This is a genomic window from Proteiniphilum saccharofermentans (assembly GCF_900095135.1).
GTDB lineage: Bacteria > Bacteroidota > Bacteroidia > Bacteroidales > Dysgonomonadaceae > Proteiniphilum > Proteiniphilum saccharofermentans.
In genome coordinates this window covers 2,122,107-2,144,112 of record NZ_LT605205.1, presented here as the reverse complement: position 1 = coordinate 2,144,112, position 22,006 = coordinate 2,122,107, and the positions used below count along the sequence as shown (strand labels likewise).

The 22,006-nt window shown below is 39.8% G+C and carries 20 protein-coding genes; 2 read left to right on the top strand and 18 right to left on the bottom strand.

Annotated elements, in window-relative coordinates; genetic code table 11:
* Window positions 1-4: 4 nt before the first annotated feature.
* The 17 genes from PSM36_RS08390 to PSM36_RS08310 form a co-directional block, all read right to left on the bottom strand.
* Window positions 5-478: a GNAT family N-acetyltransferase gene (locus tag PSM36_RS08390; RefSeq protein WP_076930537.1), complete on the bottom strand. Its 474-nt coding sequence runs from the start codon at window positions 476-478 to the stop codon at window positions 5-7.
* Window positions 479-508: 30 nt separating this feature from the next.
* Complete coding sequence (locus PSM36_RS08385) at window positions 509-1,774, bottom strand: DUF418 domain-containing protein (protein WP_154670989.1); 1,266 nt, start codon at window positions 1,772-1,774, stop codon at window positions 509-511.
* Between the two features lie 76 nt (window positions 1,775-1,850).
* Window positions 1,851-2,936, bottom strand: coding sequence for a GDP-L-fucose synthase family protein (locus tag PSM36_RS08380; RefSeq protein WP_076930536.1), 1,086 nt, complete (start codon window positions 2,934-2,936; stop codon window positions 1,851-1,853).
* Window positions 2,929-4,014 carry a GDP-mannose 4,6-dehydratase gene (gmd, locus tag PSM36_RS08375; RefSeq protein WP_076930535.1) on the bottom strand — a complete coding sequence of 362 codons (1,086 nt, stop codon included), beginning with the start codon at window positions 4,012-4,014 and terminating at the stop codon, window positions 2,929-2,931. The genes PSM36_RS08380 and gmd overlap by 8 nt, the downstream gene beginning before the upstream one ends.
* A 66-nt stretch (window positions 4,015-4,080) precedes the next feature.
* On the bottom strand, window positions 4,081-5,469 hold the full coding sequence (locus PSM36_RS08370) for an exopolysaccharide biosynthesis polyprenyl glycosylphosphotransferase (protein ID WP_076930534.1): 1,389 nt from the start codon (window positions 5,467-5,469) through the stop codon (window positions 4,081-4,083).
* A 79-nt stretch (window positions 5,470-5,548) separates the two neighbouring features.
* Window positions 5,549-6,319: a WecB/TagA/CpsF family glycosyltransferase gene (locus PSM36_RS08365; protein WP_076930533.1), complete on the bottom strand. Its 771-nt coding sequence runs from the start codon at window positions 6,317-6,319 to the stop codon at window positions 5,549-5,551.
* 58 nt (window positions 6,320-6,377) lie between these two features.
* Complete coding sequence (locus PSM36_RS08360; RefSeq protein ID WP_076930532.1) at window positions 6,378-7,301, bottom strand: hypothetical protein; 924 nt, start codon at window positions 7,299-7,301, stop codon at window positions 6,378-6,380.
* Between the two features lie 5 nt (window positions 7,302-7,306).
* On the bottom strand, window positions 7,307-8,419 hold the full coding sequence (locus PSM36_RS08355) for a glycosyltransferase family 4 protein (RefSeq protein ID WP_076930531.1): 1,113 nt from the start codon (window positions 8,417-8,419) through the stop codon (window positions 7,307-7,309).
* Window positions 8,420-8,491: 72 nt separating this feature from the next.
* Complete coding sequence (locus tag PSM36_RS08350) at window positions 8,492-9,355, bottom strand: glycosyltransferase family 2 protein (protein WP_076930530.1); 864 nt, start codon at window positions 9,353-9,355, stop codon at window positions 8,492-8,494.
* Window positions 9,303-10,661, bottom strand: a complete 1,359-nt coding sequence (locus tag PSM36_RS08345) for a hypothetical protein (RefSeq protein ID WP_076930529.1) — start codon at window positions 10,659-10,661, stop codon at window positions 9,303-9,305. The genes PSM36_RS08350 and PSM36_RS08345 overlap by 53 nt, the downstream gene beginning before the upstream one ends.
* Before the next feature lie 96 nt (window positions 10,662-10,757).
* Window positions 10,758-11,675, bottom strand: a complete 918-nt coding sequence (locus PSM36_RS08340; protein ID WP_161947559.1) for a glycosyltransferase — start codon at window positions 11,673-11,675, stop codon at window positions 10,758-10,760.
* A 6-nt stretch (window positions 11,676-11,681) separates the two neighbouring features.
* Window positions 11,682-13,172 (bottom strand): O-antigen translocase, encoded by a 1,491-nt coding sequence (locus PSM36_RS08335; protein ID WP_076930527.1) that lies wholly within the window; start codon window positions 13,170-13,172, stop codon window positions 11,682-11,684.
* Between the two features lie 19 nt (window positions 13,173-13,191).
* On the bottom strand, window positions 13,192-14,292 hold the full coding sequence (locus PSM36_RS08330) for a DegT/DnrJ/EryC1/StrS family aminotransferase (RefSeq protein ID WP_076930526.1): 1,101 nt from the start codon (window positions 14,290-14,292) through the stop codon (window positions 13,192-13,194).
* Entirely contained in the window at window positions 14,276-14,707 is a 432-nt protein-coding gene (locus tag PSM36_RS08325; RefSeq protein ID WP_076930525.1) for a sugar 3,4-ketoisomerase, read from the bottom strand. The genes PSM36_RS08330 and PSM36_RS08325 overlap by 17 nt, the downstream gene beginning before the upstream one ends.
* Entirely contained in the window at window positions 14,704-15,108 is a 405-nt protein-coding gene (locus PSM36_RS08320; RefSeq protein ID WP_076930524.1) for a sugar 3,4-ketoisomerase, read from the bottom strand. Before PSM36_RS08320 ends, PSM36_RS08325 begins: the two co-directional genes overlap by 4 nt.
* 106 nt (window positions 15,109-15,214) lie before the next feature.
* The gene (locus tag PSM36_RS08315) at window positions 15,215-17,587 is read right to left on the bottom strand and encodes a GumC family protein (protein ID WP_076930523.1); all 2,373 of its coding nucleotides are present in this window, start codon (window positions 17,585-17,587) and stop codon (window positions 15,215-15,217) included.
* 20 nt (window positions 17,588-17,607) lie between these two features.
* Window positions 17,608-18,402, bottom strand: coding sequence for a polysaccharide biosynthesis/export family protein (locus PSM36_RS08310; RefSeq protein WP_076930522.1), 795 nt, complete (start codon window positions 18,400-18,402; stop codon window positions 17,608-17,610).
* Window positions 18,403-18,983: 581 nt separating this feature from the next.
* On the opposite strand from PSM36_RS08310, the gene PSM36_RS08305 reads away from it, so the two are divergent.
* A complete protein-coding gene (locus PSM36_RS08305) occupies window positions 18,984-20,360 on the top strand; it encodes a right-handed parallel beta-helix repeat-containing protein (protein WP_076930521.1) in 1,377 nt (458 codons plus the stop codon).
* 188 nt (window positions 20,361-20,548) lie between these two features.
* Window positions 20,549-21,004: a lipid-binding protein gene (locus tag PSM36_RS08300; RefSeq protein ID WP_076930520.1), complete on the top strand. Its 456-nt coding sequence runs from the start codon at window positions 20,549-20,551 to the stop codon at window positions 21,002-21,004.
* On the opposite strand, the gene PSM36_RS08295 is transcribed toward PSM36_RS08300, so the two are convergent.
* The gene (locus tag PSM36_RS08295; RefSeq protein WP_076930519.1) at window positions 20,994-21,821 is read right to left on the bottom strand and encodes a helix-turn-helix transcriptional regulator; all 828 of its coding nucleotides are present in this window, start codon (window positions 21,819-21,821) and stop codon (window positions 20,994-20,996) included. The genes PSM36_RS08300 and PSM36_RS08295 overlap by 11 nt on opposite strands.
* Window positions 21,822-22,006: the final 185 nt, after the last annotated feature.

The window sequence follows — 22,006 nt, the reverse complement described above, 5'->3', positions numbered from 1 at the left end:
TTCTTTATAAAAAGCGTCGCATGGTTATCAAATCACCATTCGATTTGTCCTCTTCTACTTCAAACCCGAATCTTTTACCTATCTTATAAGAAAAATGATTTGATTTAATAAATTTAATGTATAGAGACTGTAAATTTATTGATATGGCATAATCGATCAGATATTGAAACATTTCCATGCCAATTGCCTTTCCCCAATACTTCTTTTCTCCAATATAGGCCCATGCCTCACCATCTGAATTAGTGATATGCTTAATACCTAATACCCCAATCGGTTCTTCATCACGCCAGACAGAACGAATATAATAATCCTCTCTATCCTTGAGACCCTCAAACCATTTTTCCTTCGATTCACGGTCTGATTCGGGGGTCAGAGTAAGTGCCCTGATTTCCGGATCACTCAACCATTCCAAAGACTTTTCAAAAGTCCTACGATCAAATTCTCTGATATCCACATCAATAATTCTCCTGTATTCCATAATATATTTATTTTTTATAGCAAATATGAATTAACGCTGTTGCTCTCTTTTAAATGGCTGCCATTTCAGATAGGTTCCTGAACGCCAAAGCCATTCAAGGGGACCATATATAAACCTTTTGATCCAGTACCGGCTGATGATAACCTGCAATGTATATATTACCAGTCCCAAGACGAAAAGCACTGTTGCTCCCATATTACCGAATACCGATCCAAAGCCCCATGCCGAAAAAAGAATTGCACCTGTTATATTTTGCATTTCATAATTGGTTAGTCCCATACGGCCATATGGAGTAAGCAAATTCAAATATTTCCTGATACCGGCTACTTGGTAAAGAGTTATAAATCCCATAGCCAATGTTCCTGACAGGGTGACAGTGCTGATTGTACTCAGAGCCAAGATTAGAAGTGTATTAATCGGAATTTTGCCCCCCTCAACTCCTGACCTTAACAAATTGGATGGCACATCCGGCATTAACTTGATTGTCATTAAAATGACAAAACTACCCAGCAGAAAGAAAAAAAACAGCCGGACATTTTTTTTCTTTCTGGTATGTACATGCTCAAAAAAATGAAGCCGTCCTACAATAAATCCCATGATAAATAATGCCAGGATCATATATCCTGTATTACTATACATAAATTGAAATTTCAGTTTATCCAGTGTTTTAACAGTCAGGTTTTCCTTAGCAGATTGAAAGAATGTACTACTTTCGGGAGAGTTGTTCCCGGCCGGTCGTTCTGCTATATCTCCGGGAACTGTCACTGAAGGCTGTTCAATGATTACATTATCAAATCGTATATTGTCAAAACCGACTATAAACCAATTTGGAACACCTGTTAACAGCAAACATACCAAAACCATCAGGATCCAATTTTTCAACGGAAACAGGAATACCAGCACCACGCCAAAAACTGCGTAAATTGTAAGGATATCAACGTAAGCAAAACCAGTGCCGACCAAACCAATTAAAAAGAGTAATAACATCCGCCATAAAAAACGTTTACGAAAATCAATACCTTTCTTCGATGCCCTATCCATTTGAATATAAAAACTGAGGCCAAAGAGGAAAGAGAAGATACTTATAAATTTACCCCGGATCATCGTATTGGTGAACCATTGAACGATACCGTCCCACCTAGTGGGAAAAGCGGTATCCGACACATTGCCGGTGGTATAACCGAAATGATCCAGCATATGCATAAGAATTACTCCTAATAACGCAAAACCTCTTAAAGCGTCTATAACCGTCATTCTTTGCGAAGGAGCCGGGATAATTTTATTTTCTTTTATCATACATATAAATTTATTGTTGTTTTAAGCTGTTCTCTCATTGTACGTTTCACGCGATGTTAATAGGATTACAGTGATTCTATGCATTTTCCTCCTGATCTGAAAGATACCAGTGGTACATCCGTCGGATTCCCACTTCGAGTTCCACCTTGTATTTCCAACCCAATGATTCCAGTTTGGAAACATCTGTCAATTTTCTCATTGTTCCATCGGGCTTAGAAGGATTGAACTTAATTTTTCCGGTATACCCCACAATATCGGCAGTCAGAAAAGCCAATTCTTTTATACTGACCTCTTTACCGGTTCCTATATTGATATGGCAATTACGGATATCTTCCTTATTTCCTCTCAAGTCGCTGAAGTTCACATTCTCCATGATAAAGACACAAGCATCAGCCAGATCTTCACTCCACAGGAACTCTCTCATAGGTTTACCCGTACCCCATAGCTCCAGATGGTTTGAAAATATCCCGATCTTATTGAGCGTAAAGACAAAATCGTCCATAGTGCTTTGTCCGTCAATCCCATCGAGGGATCTTCGCCTGAGGTCTTTTTGTATGCCGCTCCAGTTATTCTCTTTCATACATTTGGCCAGATGCATTTTTCGTATTAATGCCGGAAGCACATGGCTTTTTTCCAGATCGAAATTATCATTAGGACCATACAAGTTGGTAGGCATTACGGCTATATAATTAGTGCCATACTGAATATTGAAGCTTTCACACATTTTAAGCCCGGCAATTTTGGCAATTGCATAAGGTTCATTGGTATATTCAAGCGGTGAAGTAAGCAGGTCTTCCTCTCGGATAGGTTGTGGAGCCTCTTTCGGATAGATGCAACTGCTTCCCAGGAATAACAACTTCTGCACTCTGTGCCGGTAGCTTTCCCCTATCACATTGTTCTGTATCTGAAGGTTACGATAGATAAAATCGGCACGAAAGGTATTATTCGCGACAATTCCTCCCACATAAGCCGCTGCCAGGATCACATAATCCGGTTTCTCTTCGTCGAAAAATCTTTTGACAGTAACACCATCCATTAAATCTAACTCGCTGTGAGAGCGGCCGACAAGGTTGGTGTACCCTTTCGATAACAGATTTTTCCAGATAGCAGATCCTACCAAACCATTGTGTCCGGCAATGTATATTTTGCTATTTTCATTCATTGTCGATTGCCTCTTTTATTTTTAGTTTTTTTACAAATTTCATATCGTGCCTGACCATTAATCTGACCAGTTCTTCGAAAGAGGTTTTACGGGGATTCCACCCCAGTAATGTCCTGGCCTTAGTAGGATCACCCAGAAGCTGTTCTACTTCAGCAGGACGGAAATATTTGGGATCTACCTCTACCAATATCCTACCTGTGGCAGTATCTATTCCTTTTTCATCTATACCTTCACCTTCCCAACGGAGTTTGATACCGGCTTCGGCAAAGGCGTGAGTACAAAATTCGCGTACTGTGTGCATCTCTCCGGTAGCAATTACAAAATCTTCGGGTTTATCGTGCTGGAGCATCAGCCACATACATTCTACATAGTCTTTGGCATAACCCCAATCTCTTAATGCATTCAAGTTACCGAGATAGAGTTTGTCCTGTTCTCCCAGCGCAATACGGGCCACGGCAATCGTTATTTTTCTGGTGACAAAGGTCTCTCCCCTGCGCTCACTCTCGTGGTTAAAGAGGATACCATTCACGGCAAACATATTATATGATTCCCTGTAATTTTTTGTGATCCAGTAACCATATAGTTTTGCCACTCCATACGGGCTACGGGGATAAAAAGGTGTCGTCTCTTTCTGAGGTACCTCTTGGACTAATCCGTAGAGTTCCGATGTGGAAGCCTGATATATTTTTGTTTTTTGCTCCAGCCCAAGAATACGAACTGCTTCCAAAAGACGGAGCGTACCCACGGCATCCGTCTCTGCCGTATATTCAGGCACATCGAAACTTACTTTTACGTGGCTTTGTGCTGCCAGATTGTAAATTTCATCCGGTTTTGTCGTTTGGATGATACGGATCAATGAACTGGAATCAGTCATATCTGCATAATGCAGATTGACAAGCCTGTCACGCCGCATATCCCTTACCCATTCATCAAAATATAGATGTTCTATACGAGCTGTATTGAAAGATGAAGAGCGGCGTATTATCCCATGTACTTCATACCCTTTTTCAATTAATAATTCTGCCAGAAAGGATCCGTCCTGTCCTGTAATACCTGTTATCAGCGCTACTTTTGTCATATTATTTCCTATTTAATTTTTAAATTATTAATTCTTACTTTTTAGTTTTCAACTTTCATCCTATATCTATCCGGCATTTTCGTAAGCTTTATTACCAAACAGCGTCATAAAAATTATTTTTATATCCCAAATAAAATTCCATTTCTCCAGATACTCCATATCATACTCCACCCTTTTTTCCATTTTCCAGAGTTCGTCCGTCAGTCCTCTGAATCCGTTTACCTGTGCCCAACCGGTGATACCGGGTTTAACGAAATGGCGTACCTTGTAATGGCGGATCAGTTCGGAATATTGTTCGGTATGTTTCAACATGTGTGGACGGGGACCTACTACCGACATGTTTCCGAGAAATACGTTAATGAATTGCGGTAATTCGTCGATATTGGTTTTTCTCATAAAGTGACCTATTGACGTGATGCGAGAATCATTCACTTGTGCCTGTTTGCTATCGGATTCACTATTCACGGTCATCGTCCTGAATTTATAACACCAAAAAGTTTTATTGTTGATACCTGTTCTTTGTTGTTTGAAAAACACCGGCCCTTTTGAATTTAATTTTATCAATAGGCCCATAATAGGAAATAACCAACTGAATATAAATAGAATCACAGCAGCTGAAAACAGAATATCAAAAATACGTTTCTCTGTACGTAATGTCAAACTGTCTAATGGGATCTCTTGTGGATTGAACATTTCAAAATAACGAGCCGATTCTTTTGTTCTGCCCATGCGATTATTGTTACTCCAATATCCTTTTGTAAGTACATACCTTACCCGCATCCCCGTCTCATTACATTTGGAGAGTAACACTCTGGTGTTTTCTTTCGTGAAATAGGATGGATCAGTTACAAAAAGCATATTCAATTTGTATCTTTCGGACAGAGAGGGCAAATCGTCCAAATTACCCAACGTAGCAAAATCTGACTGTAGTCCTTTACTTGAAAGATACCCTGCCAGTTTAAACCCCAAAGAGGGATTATCATTGAGCAACTTACCCAACACCAAATCCGAGTTCCCTACCCCAAGGATAGCTACCCTATGGTGTGCATACCCGTTTTTATACCTGTACAGCTGCACTTTGTAGATAAGATAAAAAACAACGACCTTGAATACAAAGAAAAATCCCGTATATTCAACCAGAAATCCCTTGTGGTATCCTGTGGGGAGAAAAATCTCGGCTAACAGGAAGAGAATGGCAAGAAGGATGAGAAACCGTATGCTGAAAGCTTTCACTCTTTCAGTATAACTATCCGTAAAAAAGTAATTTCTGTTCGAGTAGATAATGTAGGCCAACAATTCAGAAATATTGGCATGCAGGATATAAAGGTTTCTTCCCGGAAGATCAATATAATTATACATCGGGCTATTGTAAAATACCATATAAACCGATATATTTAAAAGTAATAAATCGAAGAGAAGATAGAGGAATCTTACCCCTGAATGATCTGTCTTCATAAGCTGTGATTATAAAAAAAATACAATTACATTAAAAAAAAGGACTCTTTGAGTCAACGAATAGAAAGAATAATTCCCTCTATGATTTAGTGCCGTTTCGTTTTACAATTTGCGATTGTAAAGCAGTAAACGGTGGATTTTTAGCAGGATTTTTAAATTTTTCCTTCAGAATTTGAGACACAAACAAAGTATTTCCCACCAGATATCTCCTCCACATACGGCGGGGTTCACGAACCAACCGGTAAAACCACTCCATTCCGGCGTTTACCATCCAGGCCGGTGCACGTTGTACGGTACCTGCATAAAAGTCGAATACGGCTCCAATGCAACAGATATGGCCGGCATTCAATCGATCGAAATGGTCAAATGCCCATTTCTCCTGTTTGGGTGCAGTCATCCCCACAAAGAGTACATCCGGTTCAACTTGATTCACCGCGTCAATCATGACCCGGTTTTCTTCTTCCGTGAACTCCGGTTTATACGGGGGAGAGTAGCTATATACCTCCAGACCGGGAAACTCCTTCTCTGCTCTTTTCTTGATGAGGTTCAAGGTAGCTTTCGAGCTGCCAAGGAAAAAACATTTGCCCCCTGCCGTATGCACCCTTTGCATTTCATAACGGAATATGTCGTCACCGGCTATCTTTCTTATTTTTTTACCTTGTAGCAACCGAGTGGCCAGCACCACACTGATGCCGTCAGGCAATAATATATCGCTGGCCTGAAGCGCCTCACGGAAAACGGGGTCTTTTTTAACCGTATTATACGAATGGGCATTCAACGTGGTGATCAACTTTTTGGAAGAAGTTATTTCCTGTAAAGGACCATTGAATAGTTCAAATTGCTGTAACATAATTCTGTGATTTTTAAAAACATTCAAACATACTGTAAACGACACTTATAACTACCGGTTAAGGAGTCCAGGAAAAAGTGTATCTCAATGATGTGAGACAATTATGAAGTTCTTTAAAGCGAATCAGACCGATATTCGGTTCTCCTTCGAAACTGGAAGTACCCAGATCTATGTAATCGAACCCCATATCTTTGTAATGGTAGAAACAATGTTTATACATAAGATTCATAATGCCTAAATTTCTTTTTTCCATATCATCGCCCATAAAGATTCCCTGAACGATCTTTTCATGTCCACGATAAAAAACGCCGGCTCCTAAGACGTTGCCGTCACTGTCCTTCACACAGAAGAAGTCTACAGGCACAATACGATTCATTTCCAGTAGGTCATCCAATGACATATATATTTTACGTCCTTGCTCCTCACGGTTCCGGAGAATCACCTTATACCCTTCTTCCATCGAATCCCTATCGGTCACCATCGACCAGGAGAGACCATGCTTTACTGCCTTGCGGCAATTTTGTTCCACCACATACTTGGCCCATTTACCATCAAAATTCTTTAAGTCTGCCCAATTACAGATATCTGGTGTGACCATAGTAAATCCAATCTTGATAAATGCATTGACCAGCTTTGCATTCATATTGGTCTGGTAAAGGTTGGGAGGTAATGTAACAGATACCTCTTCCAATCCTTCTTTTCTGACATACTCTTTCAGATCTATAAGAAAATTGGATATCGTATAATAAAACTGATGTTCGTGCGAATAATGAAATCCACCGAAAGGAGCAGAAAAAGGTGATTTAAGGACACCATCCTTTATACCCGCGATCAATCCCATGGATGAATCATCCTCTTTTATTAACCTAACCACTCTGTCACATTTGTTCTCTACCATACCGATAAACGTTTCCGATATAAACATATGCGGATCAGAAGTAAAACGTCTTCTGTACTCTTCTTGTGATACTGCTACAAGCATTTCTTCTATTTATTAATAACTTCCTGTAATATATCTAGTAATTTTTGCTCAAAAATAGGGAGCGTAAAATTTCCCTCATATTTCGTTCTGCCATTTTCTCCCATTTGCTTACGCAATACAGGATCAAACATCAGGCGTTCAATCCTGTCTGCCAAAGTGCCTGCATCATCATAGGAAGATAGCAGAAAACCTGTACGTCCCTCATCTATCATATCCGGTATTCCCCCTTCGTAAACAGTAATCACCGGCAGGTTATGTTGCATGGCTTCCAGAATCACCAGAGGAAAGTAGTCAGATCGTGAAGGCAACACAAAAATATCAGCCTGTTCAAAAGCCATCTCTTTCAACCGCCCATGTCGTGTTCCGAGATATTTCACCTGATCTTTCAAACCATTCTCCTGTATAACCTCGTTGAATCGCTTTTCACTGATATCGCCTTCTCCCCCAACGAAATCACACTGAAATGAATAGCCTTTATTCTTCAGGATCGAACATGCTTCCACCAATACGAACACGCCTTTATCCTCTACAAGATTCGAGAAAAAAAGAATATTGAACGCCCTGTTTTCGGGTAAGGCTATTAAAGCGGCACTGGGTTCATAATCCTTAATACCGTTTGGGCAATAATAAACATGATCCTCCGACACATATGATTCTATATCGTGGTATAGATGTTCGGAAAGCAGGATTACAGATGTATTTTTGAAAATAAACCGGTAAAGCAGATGATTGAGTTTCTTTCCGCTTACCTCTTTTATTCCTTTAGTATGGATATGATAGACAATTTTTACCCGAAAAATACGTAATAGAATTGTCAGGAATACATCTTTGTGAAAACAGGAGCCGGTAGTTGTCAATGCATAATAACAGAGAACGGGCCTACGATGAACCAGTTTGCCCAATAACTGAAACCATATTTTCACAAACCGGATAGTTTTTACAAGTCCTGCTTTTCCATGCACATGTACCTTACGAGACAAGATAAGATTGATGTATCTTCCCCTGAATGCAGCATTGATCAATGTGCTCTCTTTTATTTGCTTTCCTATGATGGAGTAGCCATACACCGGTGGTGGAATATGGAGCAGATAAAGTATGTCATTCTGTACAGGGTTCATAATATTTCTTTATATAGCCGAAAATAAAATTCAATCATTTTGATATATATCATTCACAAGCACTCTTGGATATTATTTTTTGAAATGATCCCAAATAAAAGGAAAAAACACCTTCATCCACATCAAGAAGAATGAGTAAGGCAGATACAGTGGAAAATGCTTCCTGATATAATACATATACTCATTATAAGCAAGTCCTTTGGGGCTTTTCATCCAGGCAATCCGCTGTTTCAATGGGACAGTACCGTCTTTCCATTTTTTTCCGTGATCATAATTACATACACCACAAACATTGGGAGCCAGCCATACCGGTATTTGCTTTTTAACCGCTTGCAGGGAATAGTCATAGTCAGCAATCCCATGGGTATACTTTTCTGAGAATATACCGATTTTATCCACCACATCTCCACTGATCCATAACACATTCGCATTGGTGAATTCACACCTTTGGGGTTGACTTGCCGGCTCTAGTTTCTGTGCAGTCATTATAAAATGGTTTTTTTTAATAACCGACGCTCCGTAACTTACCATACCGCTATCATCCATTGTAGCACCGGAATAGATTCCCTTCTTTCCTGTCTGTGCAAGCGAATAGGCCTCGGTTTCCAACAGGTGGACAAAAAAATCAGGATATAATACCACATCGTCATTGATGAGTAAATAAGCATCATACGACTTTTCGCCCATAGCAGTTTTCCATGCCAGGCGCATTCCTCCTGCCCAGAAAAGGTTCCCATCACCTTTCAGCACCTTCACCTGAGGGAAGAGCCCTTTTACAGCCTCTCCGGTTCCATCGGAAGAACCATCATCCGTCAGAAACATGTGGAGTTCATATTCCGTCGGGATTGTTGCCTTAAAGAAGGAGGAAAGACAGTCGATCGTCTTAGTTTTCCGGTTGTGGCACGTTAGCAAGACTGCTATATTCTGTTTCTGCATATTTGTTCTTTTTAAATAGATATTGTTGAAGGCGTACATACCGGACATCAAAGATGCCACGCGCCCAAATCGTCACATCTCTCACAGACATACTCCTGAATGATTCTGAAAAACAAAGTCCTATCATCACCATCAGCATAAAATAGTTAAGCGTAAAGCTATTCACATCTTCTATCCACGAATAGAGCCAGCGGAATGCTACATAGATTCCCAGCATCTTTGCATAAATATTCCGGGATCGGTTGACAGCCAGATACGACGCCCTGAAAAAGATAAATGAGTAAAGAATTACCCCTACGATACCTGTCCAGGTAAACACATTGGCGAGTCCGATTTCGTTGGTAAGCCGTTCGTATCTCCCGGTCAATTCCGCTTCACGTATTCCAAACGTGTAAGAGTCATTTCCCCGTGCAGGAGTACGTCCCAACAGCCAGTAGTTATTAAGGATCGCAGATTCCAGTACCTCCTCATAGAGAAAGGTTCTGGTATCTGCCATCAAATCTTCATCAACACGGTTTCCTTGTGCATCAACACCTTTACCTGTATACTCACCTTTGATATAATCTTCCGTATTAAAGACATTGAATATACCGGAAACACCCAAGCCAAAAAGTGTGAGAGGAATCACAAATAATGCAATACGTATCCATTCCATCATCTTCACAGAAATACTTTTTCTGAAATAATAAAGTAACAGGACAAAGAATGGAATACCGAATTTTATCACATTACTCCGGGCTCCCAAATCAACCAGGATAGTAAATACTGTAATAACCAACAAAATCATTTTCTGTCGCTTGGTAAGTATCGGTAAAAACAGGATCAGGAAACTGACCGGGATCAGGTAAAATCCATAAGCATCTGTCCTGACGATCACTGCGAACACCACAAATAATGGCAAGACATATTTCATGAAAAATGAAAGTAACGACTGCACGACCATTTTATTGGTTGATGCAAATATCACAACCGGTAACATTAACGCCATAGCATTTCCAATTAAACCTTTCCAGTCCCAATAAATTTCAGCAGCAAACATTCCTCTTATGATGCAAACGAGATTCCATATCAAATAGATCCATACAATAAGCATATTGTCCTGGTTTCTTTTATCGAAGAAATAACGACGGGAAAGAAAAAAAGCTAACAGGATCAGGAAGGAAATAGCCCACCAAATCGTTGTATTATCTAAAACTCCTGCCATTGGTACTCCCTGTTTAAGAAAAGGAACTACTGAATAGACCGCTAACAATAAAATTGTAACCGGGAGAAAATGGCTGATAATCTGTTTATTTACTCTATTCATTGGTCTTATTTTTTAAAAAAAATTGCTTTAAACATTATACCGATTATTCGATGTTACTACATCCACCTCTATAATTATATTAGCCATTTTACAGTGTTAATAGTGCTTTACACCGTTGGCTTTCATATACCAGTAATTGAGGCTCAACTTTCGCAAAAATCGTCTACCGTTATAGCCATTTATCCCCTTATATCGGAATCTTAACCAATTCTCATAATAGCCCGACAAGTCTAATGGATTGAAAACACTTAAGTGGCGGGTCAGATATTTTTTAAAAACCTTAAAACCTTCCTTTTTTCTGATCTCATCCAACTTCGGACTTCTGGAAGTTGCATTGCTATGTACCCTGTAGGCTACTGTAGGTTTCTCCATATAATGCAACCTGTACCCCTCTTCCAATGCTCTTATCACCATGACCATATCCTCGTATATCTTGAATTCCTCATCTAAGAACATCCCTTTCCCAATCATTTCTCTCTTACAAAAGAAAGTGGGAGTATTCAAAAAGACCGGCCATCGGGAGTAGGTTTTCATCTGTTTTTCGGCCGTGGGCAAACTTGAAAAGTGGATCAGCCCTTCGTTAAGTACCTTATCCCTGATCAATACACCGTTTTCATCAATTTCTCTGACATCCGAGGCTATAAAGGAAGCTTCGGGAAATTGCCTTGTATAGGTTAGATTATCGTCAATTGCACTATCAATAAGGATATCATCTCCGGAGATTACTTTGATCCAGTCACCCACCGATGCACGTACTCCTCTGTTACAGTTAGCCGAAATACCGGTATTACGTGGTACGGTAATTAATTTTGTCGTCGAAAAACGATCCTTATTTTCCACTATCCAATCCGCGCAAAGCTGAACAGTTTGATCACGGGATCCGTCATCACTCACTATCAACTCAAGATTTCCCCAGGTTTGTGCTTTTACGCTTTCGAGAGCCTCAATTACATACCTTGAGCTGTTGTATGTGATAATGATCACCGATACCAATGGATTGTCCGTTACTTTCATAAGCATTTATTTTCTTTTAATTTTTCGTATAAAATTTTGAGTGAGTTCTTTTATCCCTATCCTTTTTTCCAGTTCCCTGAATGAGTACCACGATGAAACGGCAATTAGCAATATACCAATTAAATAACTATAAGGGCGTTCGATAAAGTGTACCACTCCAAACGTGAGTAAAGCCAAAAGGAATTGTATTGTAAAAATCTTTTTAAAAACAGAATGAAATGAGAAATTATATTTCACTTTTGCAATGATGAATACCTGTATAAGATAAACAATATAGGAAACCATAAATGCAAATCCTAACCCATCTAATCCTCCCCAGCGAAAACCAAGAATACCAAAAACCAGCATATACAAACTTCCTCCCAATTCATTCCAGAAGTACAGTTTTCCCTCACCTTTCGCCAGAAACACAAAGGCGATAGCCCAGCTAACAGCTTTGAAAAAAATCCCCAGTGCCGCCCAGTAAATCATACCGGAGATGACCAAAAACTCCGAAGAATATAAGATCAAAACTGCTAAGTTCACAAATACCAGAAAAACAATGAGAATAGGAGCCAAAAGGAGTAGTGCTATTTCGGATTGCTGGTTGATACTCTCCCTGCATAAACCGTTATCCGAAGCTACTCGTGATAAGCCGGGAAAGTAATCGGTTCCCATCGCCGTGAAAATCATTCCCACATAAGTGTTGATCAAGGTAAAACCGGCAGTATAAAAACCCACATCATCCACACTACCGGTATGATTGATATAGATCCTGACCAAATAGCCCGTAATCAAGGCAACCAATCCGCTCAGGCTGATTATAAAACCGGTTCCCATCATACTTTTCCCCTCAGCAATGGTTTTCTCCCCCGAGACTGTTACTTTCTCCAGCTTGATCTTCCGGGCGAAATACCATGCGAAAAAGAATGTAACAAATGCCGTGATAATAATTACCGGCACAATCCCGTCCATTCCAAACAGATAGTACAATGGAACAGTAACAAACAACCCCACCAGGCTTCCGTACAGATTGGCCTTTGCCAGATGCTGTATCCGACGTAATGCCTGTAGCGTTACCAATTCCCCCGTAGTCAATTGATTCAGGAGCAATGTAACGGAGATCCAGATAAAAGGCAGCGTGTATTCCCTATTTCCGAAGGTGAACTCGCTCAACCAGGGTGAAAAGACCAACGTAACCAACGCACCGAGCAGTCCGGATATCCATACCATACGCCGTAAAACAGTAACAACCGTAGAAATGCGTTTCTCATCACCGGTGTTAGTCGCTTCAGAAATACTTTTGACGGCGATCGTGCCAAGTCCAAAATTGGTCAGTCCATTCACCAAACCGGTTGTAGTGGTAAGCAGTCCCACAACCCCCATACCGGTCGGCCCCAATAATACCGCCACAAACTTGGAACGTATTATCGAAATCAATATCTGGAAGACCTGTACTCCACCAAAAACTGAAGTAGCCTTCATGATCTGCCGGTATGAATCTTTCTTTTCTGTCATTTTTTTTTACACTAATGCGTCAACAAAAAGCGTTAACAGCATCTACAATTGTTTTTACTTCTTCATCGGTGATCACCGCACTAATTGGCAAACTCAATACCTCTGCATGTATCTTCTCTGTAATCGGGAATGAAAAATCATTCCAGGCACTGTATGCTTTTTGTTTATGAGGTGGGATCGGATAATGGATCAGTGTCTGTATTCCCTTTTCCCGGAGGTAGTGCTGCAATTCGTCTCGTTTTGCTGAGCGAATGATAAACAGATGAAACACATGTGCATTCCAATCATTGACTACCGGTAATGTAATATCGGGATGGATGATATGCTTCAGATAATAGCCTGCCACCTCTCTCCTACGGGTTGTTTCACTATCGAGATGTGCCAATTTCACATCCAGCACGGCAGCTTGCAATTCATCCAGGCGACTGTTATATCCTTGATAATCGAATCGGTATTTCACTGATGAGCCATAGTTGGCAAGGGTTCTTACTACTTCACCAAGTCCTTTATCATTGGTGGTAACGGCTCCGGCATCACCCAGGGCACCCAGGTTTTTACCGGGATAAAAACTGTGTCCTGCAGCATCGCCCAATGCACCGGTTTTCTTCCCGTTAAATTTACAACCATGTGCCTGAGCATTGTCTTCAATCAGTTTTAAACCATATTGTTTGCAAAGGTTACCGATCTTGTCAGTATAAGCACATTGTCCGTAGAGATGGACGATCATGACTCCTTTTGTCTTCGAAGTAATTGCCGCCTCGATTTTTTGGTCGTCGATCTGGTAGGTAGTTATATCCGGTTCCACCAGGACAGGCACCAACCCACTATCAGAAACAGCAAGAATAGAAGCGATATAGGTATTGGCAGGAACAATGATCTCATCACCCGGTTGCATTACCCCTATTTCCATGTAAGCCCGCAAAATGATCCGCAAGGCATCCAGCCCATTGGCTACACCCACGCAGTAATCGGTTCCGGTATATGCGGCGTAGCTTTTCTCGAACTGCTTCACCTCTTCTCCTAACAAATACCAGCCGGCATCAATCACACGTGACACGGCATCATGGATTTCCGGAGCGTATTGTTGCGTTATTTTTTGTATATCAAGAAATTTTATCATCTCCATTCTTGTAAGCTAAAAATTGATTATAGTCCCTGATATAATCACCGGCATCATATAAGTGCGATGCCAGTACCAGACATACCGATCCCGATGAAAATCCGATCTCCCCGGCCCATATACCGGGCGGGATATGTAGCCCAAGATAGGGCCGATTCAGTGTCACAGTTCGTTTTGTCTTTCCGTCATCGAGGATGATATCGAATGCACCACTCACTGCAACCAGGAACTGATGGCACTCTTTGTGTGCATGCGCTCCCCGATCCTCACCTCCGGGTATATCGTAAAGATAAAAAACACGATTGACCTCGAACGGGATTGATCTTCCATTTTCAATCACACTGATATTACCTTTTTCGTGTTGATGCTTACCTATTTCAATGATAGAGCAATCATAAATAGTAGGTTTATTCATTGCGGATTTTCTTTAAATGATTTGTAATCATAAATATAATCCGACAAGTCGAATTTTGTAGATGCCAGAACCAATGCTACCGAATTGGTGGAAAAATTCTGCATCTGTCTCCATACTCCTTTAGGAACATACAATCCATAATAGGAGCGATTCAGGGAGAATAGTTTTTTCGATTTACCGTCATCCATCAATACTTCGAAACTTCCGGATAATGCCACAATAAACTCCTGGTTGTTTCTGTAGGCATGACCACCTCTCACCTCTCCCCCCGGAACATCATAAATCCAATAAGTACGTTCAATTTTGAATGGAATATGATTGTTCTGTTCAATAACAGAGAGATTTCCTCTTCTGTCAAAATTCTTGGGAAGTTGAATAATTTCCGCTTCATTGAATGTCATCTTGCAACTCCTTTAAAACATGTTAAACATCAACTATTTACAGGACAAAAAAAGACAGTATATTTTAAAAAAAAGACATTACTTCATCCGCCAATTGTAAGCCAATTTATGCATATCCATACCCATATTTCTTATAAAGGCCATACCTGTAGGACGCTTTATTTAAATTAACAGAATTGAGTATGAAATACATCTTCTTGAGTTTGTTCTCATTAAAATACCTGTCAGCGTCTTCCACAAACTTTTTCGGAGTGACACCGGCACGGGTAACAAACAGATTCACATCAGCAATTCGGTTCAGTAAAAAGCCGTCGGAAACCATTCCTATAGGTGCTGTATCAATAATGATAAAATCATATTTACTTTTGAGAGTACTGATCAATTCATCCAGCGCCGGCTTTGCCAATAATTCATTCGGATTGGGAGGAACAGATCCGGCAGTGATAACGGATAAGTTGGGATGAATCCCCGATGGCTTTATCAGCTCCTCCTTATCCATATAGCCCGAGAGGTAGAGTGTCATACCCTGCTTGCTATCCAATCCCAACTGTTTGGCCAGTTTCGGTTTTCTGATATCTAGTTCTACTAATAATACCTTTTTGTCGAGGAGTGCCAGACTCATACCTAAGTTAACGGAAACAAACGATTTACCTTCACCGCTAACACTCGACAGTATATTGACCACTTTTTTATCTTTACTGTCAACTACAAACATAAGGTTGGCCCGCAGGAGTCTTAACATTTCGTTAAAGCTATCGTTATTGTCCTGTTTCACCATAACTGTTTCCGTCTGTACGGTCTTAGGTATCTCTCCCAACAACGGGATGGAGGATATTTTCTCCAGTTCCTCTTTATTCTCCAATTGAAAACGGAATAAATCTCTTATATAAATGCCTATTACAGGTAATACCAGTCCAAGGACAAAGAAGAAAAACAGAATAATTATTTTCTTTGGCCATGCCACACCCGCTACCCGTATATTGTCCACCAATTTAGAATTGGGCTGTACAGCCGTCATGTTCATGTAACGTTCTTCTTTCTTCTGAAGCAGATAGAGAAACAAATCTTCTTTGATATTCTGCTGACGTTTAATATCGGATAATGCCCTTTCCTGTCGTGGAATAGCCCTGACCATGGCATTATTACGAGAATATTCATCATTGATATCCCTCAATTGGATCTCCAGCGTATTTTTTTCTCCTTGCAAACCGGAAACAACAGAACTGAATGTGGATGCCAGTTGATTATTCAGATTGATCATTGATTGATTGCTACTGGAGGCAATTCGTGACAGCCTGTTTCGCTCCAATACCAAATCATTGTAGGCCGTAATCTGGGAGTTCAATACGGTACTTTGAATACCGGTATTAGCCGGAATAAGTTGGGTGTGTCCGCTCATTTGCCGCACAGAACTTAACAAGCTTGAGACAATTCCCAATTGTGTCTCTACATCCATTCTTCGCTGGCGAACACTAGCCAGTTGTGAAGTATAGAGGTTGGCCTGGGAAGAGATATCAGTCAGACCCTGTGATTGCCTAAACTGCTGTGCCTGATCTTCCACACTACTTAATTCATTGCTCAGATTGGCAAGATGCTTATCAATTACCTGTGCTGTTTTTTCAGCCAATTCTAATTGATCACTAATCCCCTGTTGATTATAAGCTTCAATATAGTCTCTGAGGAAATTCACCCCTAATTCCCTATTGGGGGCAGTCATCGTGATATTTGCCACAGTAGAGTTTCTTGAGGTTAGTTTTACATCCAAAGACCCCTTTAATCCATTGGCAACACTTAATGGATGCTGAATAATTACTCTGATCCACCTTTCTTCTGTCGGCAACATCTTGCTTTTTGACAGCTTGAGTTGGCCAAAGGGTAATTGTATAGTGGAAGCATTTCTGGAAGCTTTTACCTGGTACTTTTGCTCGTTAAATTTTCCATCAAACAGATAATTACCATCGGGATAGGCTATCAGATCGAACGTTATACCATTTTTACCCAAGGCGTTTAGCTGTTCTTCCGATAACATAACCTTAACAGGTAACTCGTTTCCATATAGTACCGCAGTCTTTCGTTTGGGAAAGTTGGGGATAATTTTATCCAGGCCAAGCAGAGGACTCATTTCAATATAGGTGGCATACAAATGGTTTTTCCTGACCACCTCTTCACCAACCGGCGACATCTTCAGAATCTCTATTTCATTTTCAACATTATTCCGTCTGAAGACTACTCCCATATTATGTTCCATATTCAGTTCGGTAGTACCTCCCTTCTGATCGTCTTTGAATAGAATGGAAGTAGTTATCTGGTATTTTGGCAATGTAAAATAGATATAAGCTGCAGCAATACCAAGAAAAAAGACGATGGAAAATACAAACCATTTCCAATAAGACAGATATTTCATCAGAATGGCGGTCACATCAATCTTTTTCTCTGATAACTCCATAAACTCTTCTTCTACTCCCATATACTTATTCATAATTTTCCTTTTTGAGATATTTATCGGCGTGTCAAAGTATAAATGGTGACTCCCAATGTGGCTAACGAAACCAATACTGATATAGTGGAGTTCCGGAAATTATCCGCTTCCCCAAATCTGGATGAATTAGCTCTTGTCTGATTGGGTTCCACATAAACCACATCATTTTGTTCCAGGAAAAATGCCGGAGAATCAAATACATTCTTATCGTTAAGATTCAATGTATAAATTACTTTTTCCCCATCTTCATTTTCGCGCAGGACTTTCACATTGTTCCGTTTGCCATATATGGTCATATCTCCTGCCATGGCCAACCCTTCAAAAATGGTTATCCGGCCGTTAGAGGTTTCAAATTTCCCGGGCCTCTGTACTTCTCCCAGTATATTCACGCTGTAATTCATAATTCTGGCAGTTATCACCGGCATCTCTTCCGAGAAAAATGGTTCCAATTGCTTGCCGATATGCTCTTCCAACTGCCTGGTAGTTAATCCGGCAACCTTTAGCTTTCCCAGAGAAGGAAAATTGATTTGTCCTTCACTGTCCACCAGGTAATTTTGTAATACGGGCGTGGAAACGATAGAACTCATCGTCCCATCAATTTGTGGTGCAACGAGATTGAATCTACTCGCAGCTGCGGGCTCACTGCTCACTACTGCAATTGAAAGAATGTCTCGGGGTTTGATTTGGGCATCATATTTTTCACTGTTGAGGATGGTCTGCCCTTGACCGGATTGCTGAAGGTAGGCAATATCTTTTACTTGTACACAGGAAGCCACCATGCAAGCAAAGGCCAGCAGATAAATAGTCTTTTTCATTTTTTGAATTTTCTTTTGGGGTAATTGCACAATATCGCCATGTTACAACAAAATACGGACAACAAACATACAACAACCAGTAACTGTGATTTTTAATTTCTATACAATGACAAAATTTTAATTTTGTCGACCTCTATATTCTTAACTAAATTAGTTAAGTGCTGCAAATATAAGTAGGGAATAGATCATTTCTATAAAAAAAAGCTTACATAACATTACAAAATAACGACACTTTTTTATATAAACGGCTGTAGCATTTATTTTAAACATTTTCATTTTTCACACTTGTTCTAAATAGTGAAATTTTTCCGTTAATGGGTTCTAATTCTTATTAATTTGAATATTTTTCACATCTATCGTCTTGTCTTTTAACATGATGATAAAAAAAAAGCACTTATATTTGCACCGCAATCAAACAACAAGCTACATTGAACCGATTACTTTCGGTAGAAGTCACTCTTAGGAAAATCAGGCATGTTCACTCTTTGTATAAGGGAAATCGTTATTGTGTTTTTAGTTGAAAATAATACGAATTCAATCGGGCTTAAATTTCAAACACACTATCTAAGAAAGAAAAAAAGATGAAACGAAACAACTACATTATCATCATGGGATTGACATTATTATGCCTCCCAATACACTTATCTTACGGTCAAGGATCCAGATATACCGGATCATACAAGAAATCTGGCGTGATTCAACATACACGTCAATCCAATTTTGTAATTGAAGGATTAGAGTTTTCAGGTACCCAAGGAGATATTATTTCTCTATATGCTTGTGAAAATGTAATCATAAGAAACAACAAGTTTCTCTCTTCAAACAACATCGGTATTTATCTTACTGATTGTAAAAACATCACAATCATAGATAACTCTTTCGATAATGTACGTACGGCACTGAGAGCACATAGATCAGAAACTGTAAAATTTGACTACAATGACGTTTTTAATCTCGGTGGCCTTTTAGCATTATCAGATAATACCATTAATGGCTTCGCTGCATTGTTTGATAAGGTAACCGGAAGTGGAAACAGTATCAGTTACAATGCTATCGAAAACATTTTTGGAGATAGTTCTCCTGGTGATATAATCAACGTGAATCAATCCAATGGAACACTACAAAGCCCCATCATTGTGAAAGGAAATTGGATCAGAGGCGGTGGTCCATCACCAAACGGTGGAGGCATTCTGTTAGGAGATATAGGTGGTTCTTATCAAATTGCGGAAGACAATATCCTTGTCGATCCCGGACAATACGGTATTGGAATTGCAGGAGGCCATAATATGACTGTGAGAAATAACAAGATATATGCCAAAAAACAATACTTTACCAATGTGGCTCTTTACGCCACAAATTATTATGAGAACGAATTTGGCAAATCTCATACTATCAGGATGGAAAATAACATCGTTAATTATACGAACAGCAACGGAGTAAGCGGACAATCCTGGTGGATAGGTGACAATATGAAACCGGTTGCAGGTATAGAAACTAACAAATATGATAAGAATCTAACTGCATCTATCCTTCCGACTAAAATTATCGGAAGGGCTGGGTCAACTTCACCTGCTCCACCATCTAATCCCGGAGAAGGAACGACTCCCCTCCCTGAGGATGAACCGGAAGAAAACCCTGCTCCGACCCCTAACCCCGAGAATCCCGGAAATAATGATCAAGAAACTAACAATCCGGACACTTCTCTCCCCAATATAAAGAATGACCCTTCCATCCGGATTTATCTGGACAGATACAACCGGGTTTGTGTGAACGTTGTGGGAACTTTGATTTCACCAACAGCCGAAATTATTGGAGCCAACAACAAATTACAGGTCATCTATCGCAAACCACTAAAGCGTTTCCATACTGTGCTGCCTAACAGACCCGCCCCAGGTAATTACACTATCCTGGTAAAGAACGGGGATAAGGCACACCTAAAAACGCTCTATGTTCCCTGATTCAGAAATTACATCATTGCAATATCTGAAAGCCTGAGGCATATAACGACGAACATGCATCTTTCTTTCCTCTCGGCTTAATACAATTATTCATTACACTAATCGTATAGAAGAACGAACTTATTATCAATCACGTATAAAAGGATAACTCGGGTGAGTTTCTATACATCTAATCATAAAACAATCGTATGAAGAAAATAATATATTTACTGGGATTCCTCACATTGGGAATCATTGCTTCTTGTGAAAAAGAAGCGGATAATGGTGCAACAGGTGATGCATCCAAGCTGGTCAACATCACCGGGCAATGGGAAGTAACAGCCTACAATGATTCCACATTTGTATCGGGACCATTCAAGGTGATCACGCTGAAAGATCCTTCAACTAAAAGTGATTCGATCACTATTCAGGATACGGAGATAGAATTCTGGAAATTCCAAACCAAAGCATTTGTCGATGAAAAGAATGGTACTTTCCAAACAGAACTATCTAATTGCGAAGTAAGTGAGGAAGCTATCGGAATCAAAATTTCGAATGGAAAGATAATTAATTCAGATAGTATTTACTTCGAGATACAGTTCGAGGACGATGAAACTCCTTACAAGAACACTTTCCAGTTAAAAGGACATCGAATTAGCGAATAAGATTATATCCCTGCAATACAGAAACTGCGGTGTTGGCAGGCTGATCCTCATCGTGCTTGTTCACCAACTCTTTGAGCGTATCTATTAATTGTTTTTTGTTAAGTATATCCAGTTTCCTGTTAATACGATGTATCGTCACGAACACCGCATCCAGGGTTCTGTTGGTAATTGAAGCAATATCCTTGCTGTCCATATCGTTTACAAGTAATCCGCAAAGGATCACTTCTCGGTGGGACAGTGAGGGATATGCTTTCTGGATAATACGTAATTCCCTTTCATAATAGACCAGATCATCCAAGGTCAGTTGCTGGTTCTCCTCCCTAAAATATTTCTTCATCAAACTCTCGTGCATGGTCTTTCCTGTTCTGTTCAAATAGGGTTTCAATTTTGCAATCTCCTCTTTTACCGAATAGAGTGATGAGATAGAAGCTACCGAATATTTCTCCGATGCCTTTGAGAAGTAAATAATATACACTTTTCCTAACAAAGGATTGTGTATGCAACTTAAAGAATAATTCATTATTTCGTGCTTGCCATTCAGAAGAATTATATGCACTTTCTGATCATTCACAATGTCATCCTTAAGTTTTTGGTAACAGTCTCCTAAATAGGGATTGATCTTCCTCCATGTCGTCAGGTCGAAAATTGCTCCATCTTGCATTCCCAACGTTTCATAAGCACGCTTGTTTAATATGACTTCCTCCTTGAGAGGAATATAGATGGCAGTGGGACTGGGAATCTGATTGATATCAAGTACAATCTTGCCGTTCAATTGGTATTCATTACCAATTCCGACCTCAATTTCTTGGGTTCGCATTTTGCTGTGATTTTAATATTTGTCGCAAATATATAACATATGGTCGATATTTAAACACAAGTTAACCAAGAAAAAAATATTAAAAATATTAAAAATTAAACACACTTCCTATATATCATTGATTAAAAGCTAGTTAAATAAATTTACATTTTTTGTATCATGAAGAATAATTCCACACTTTTCCT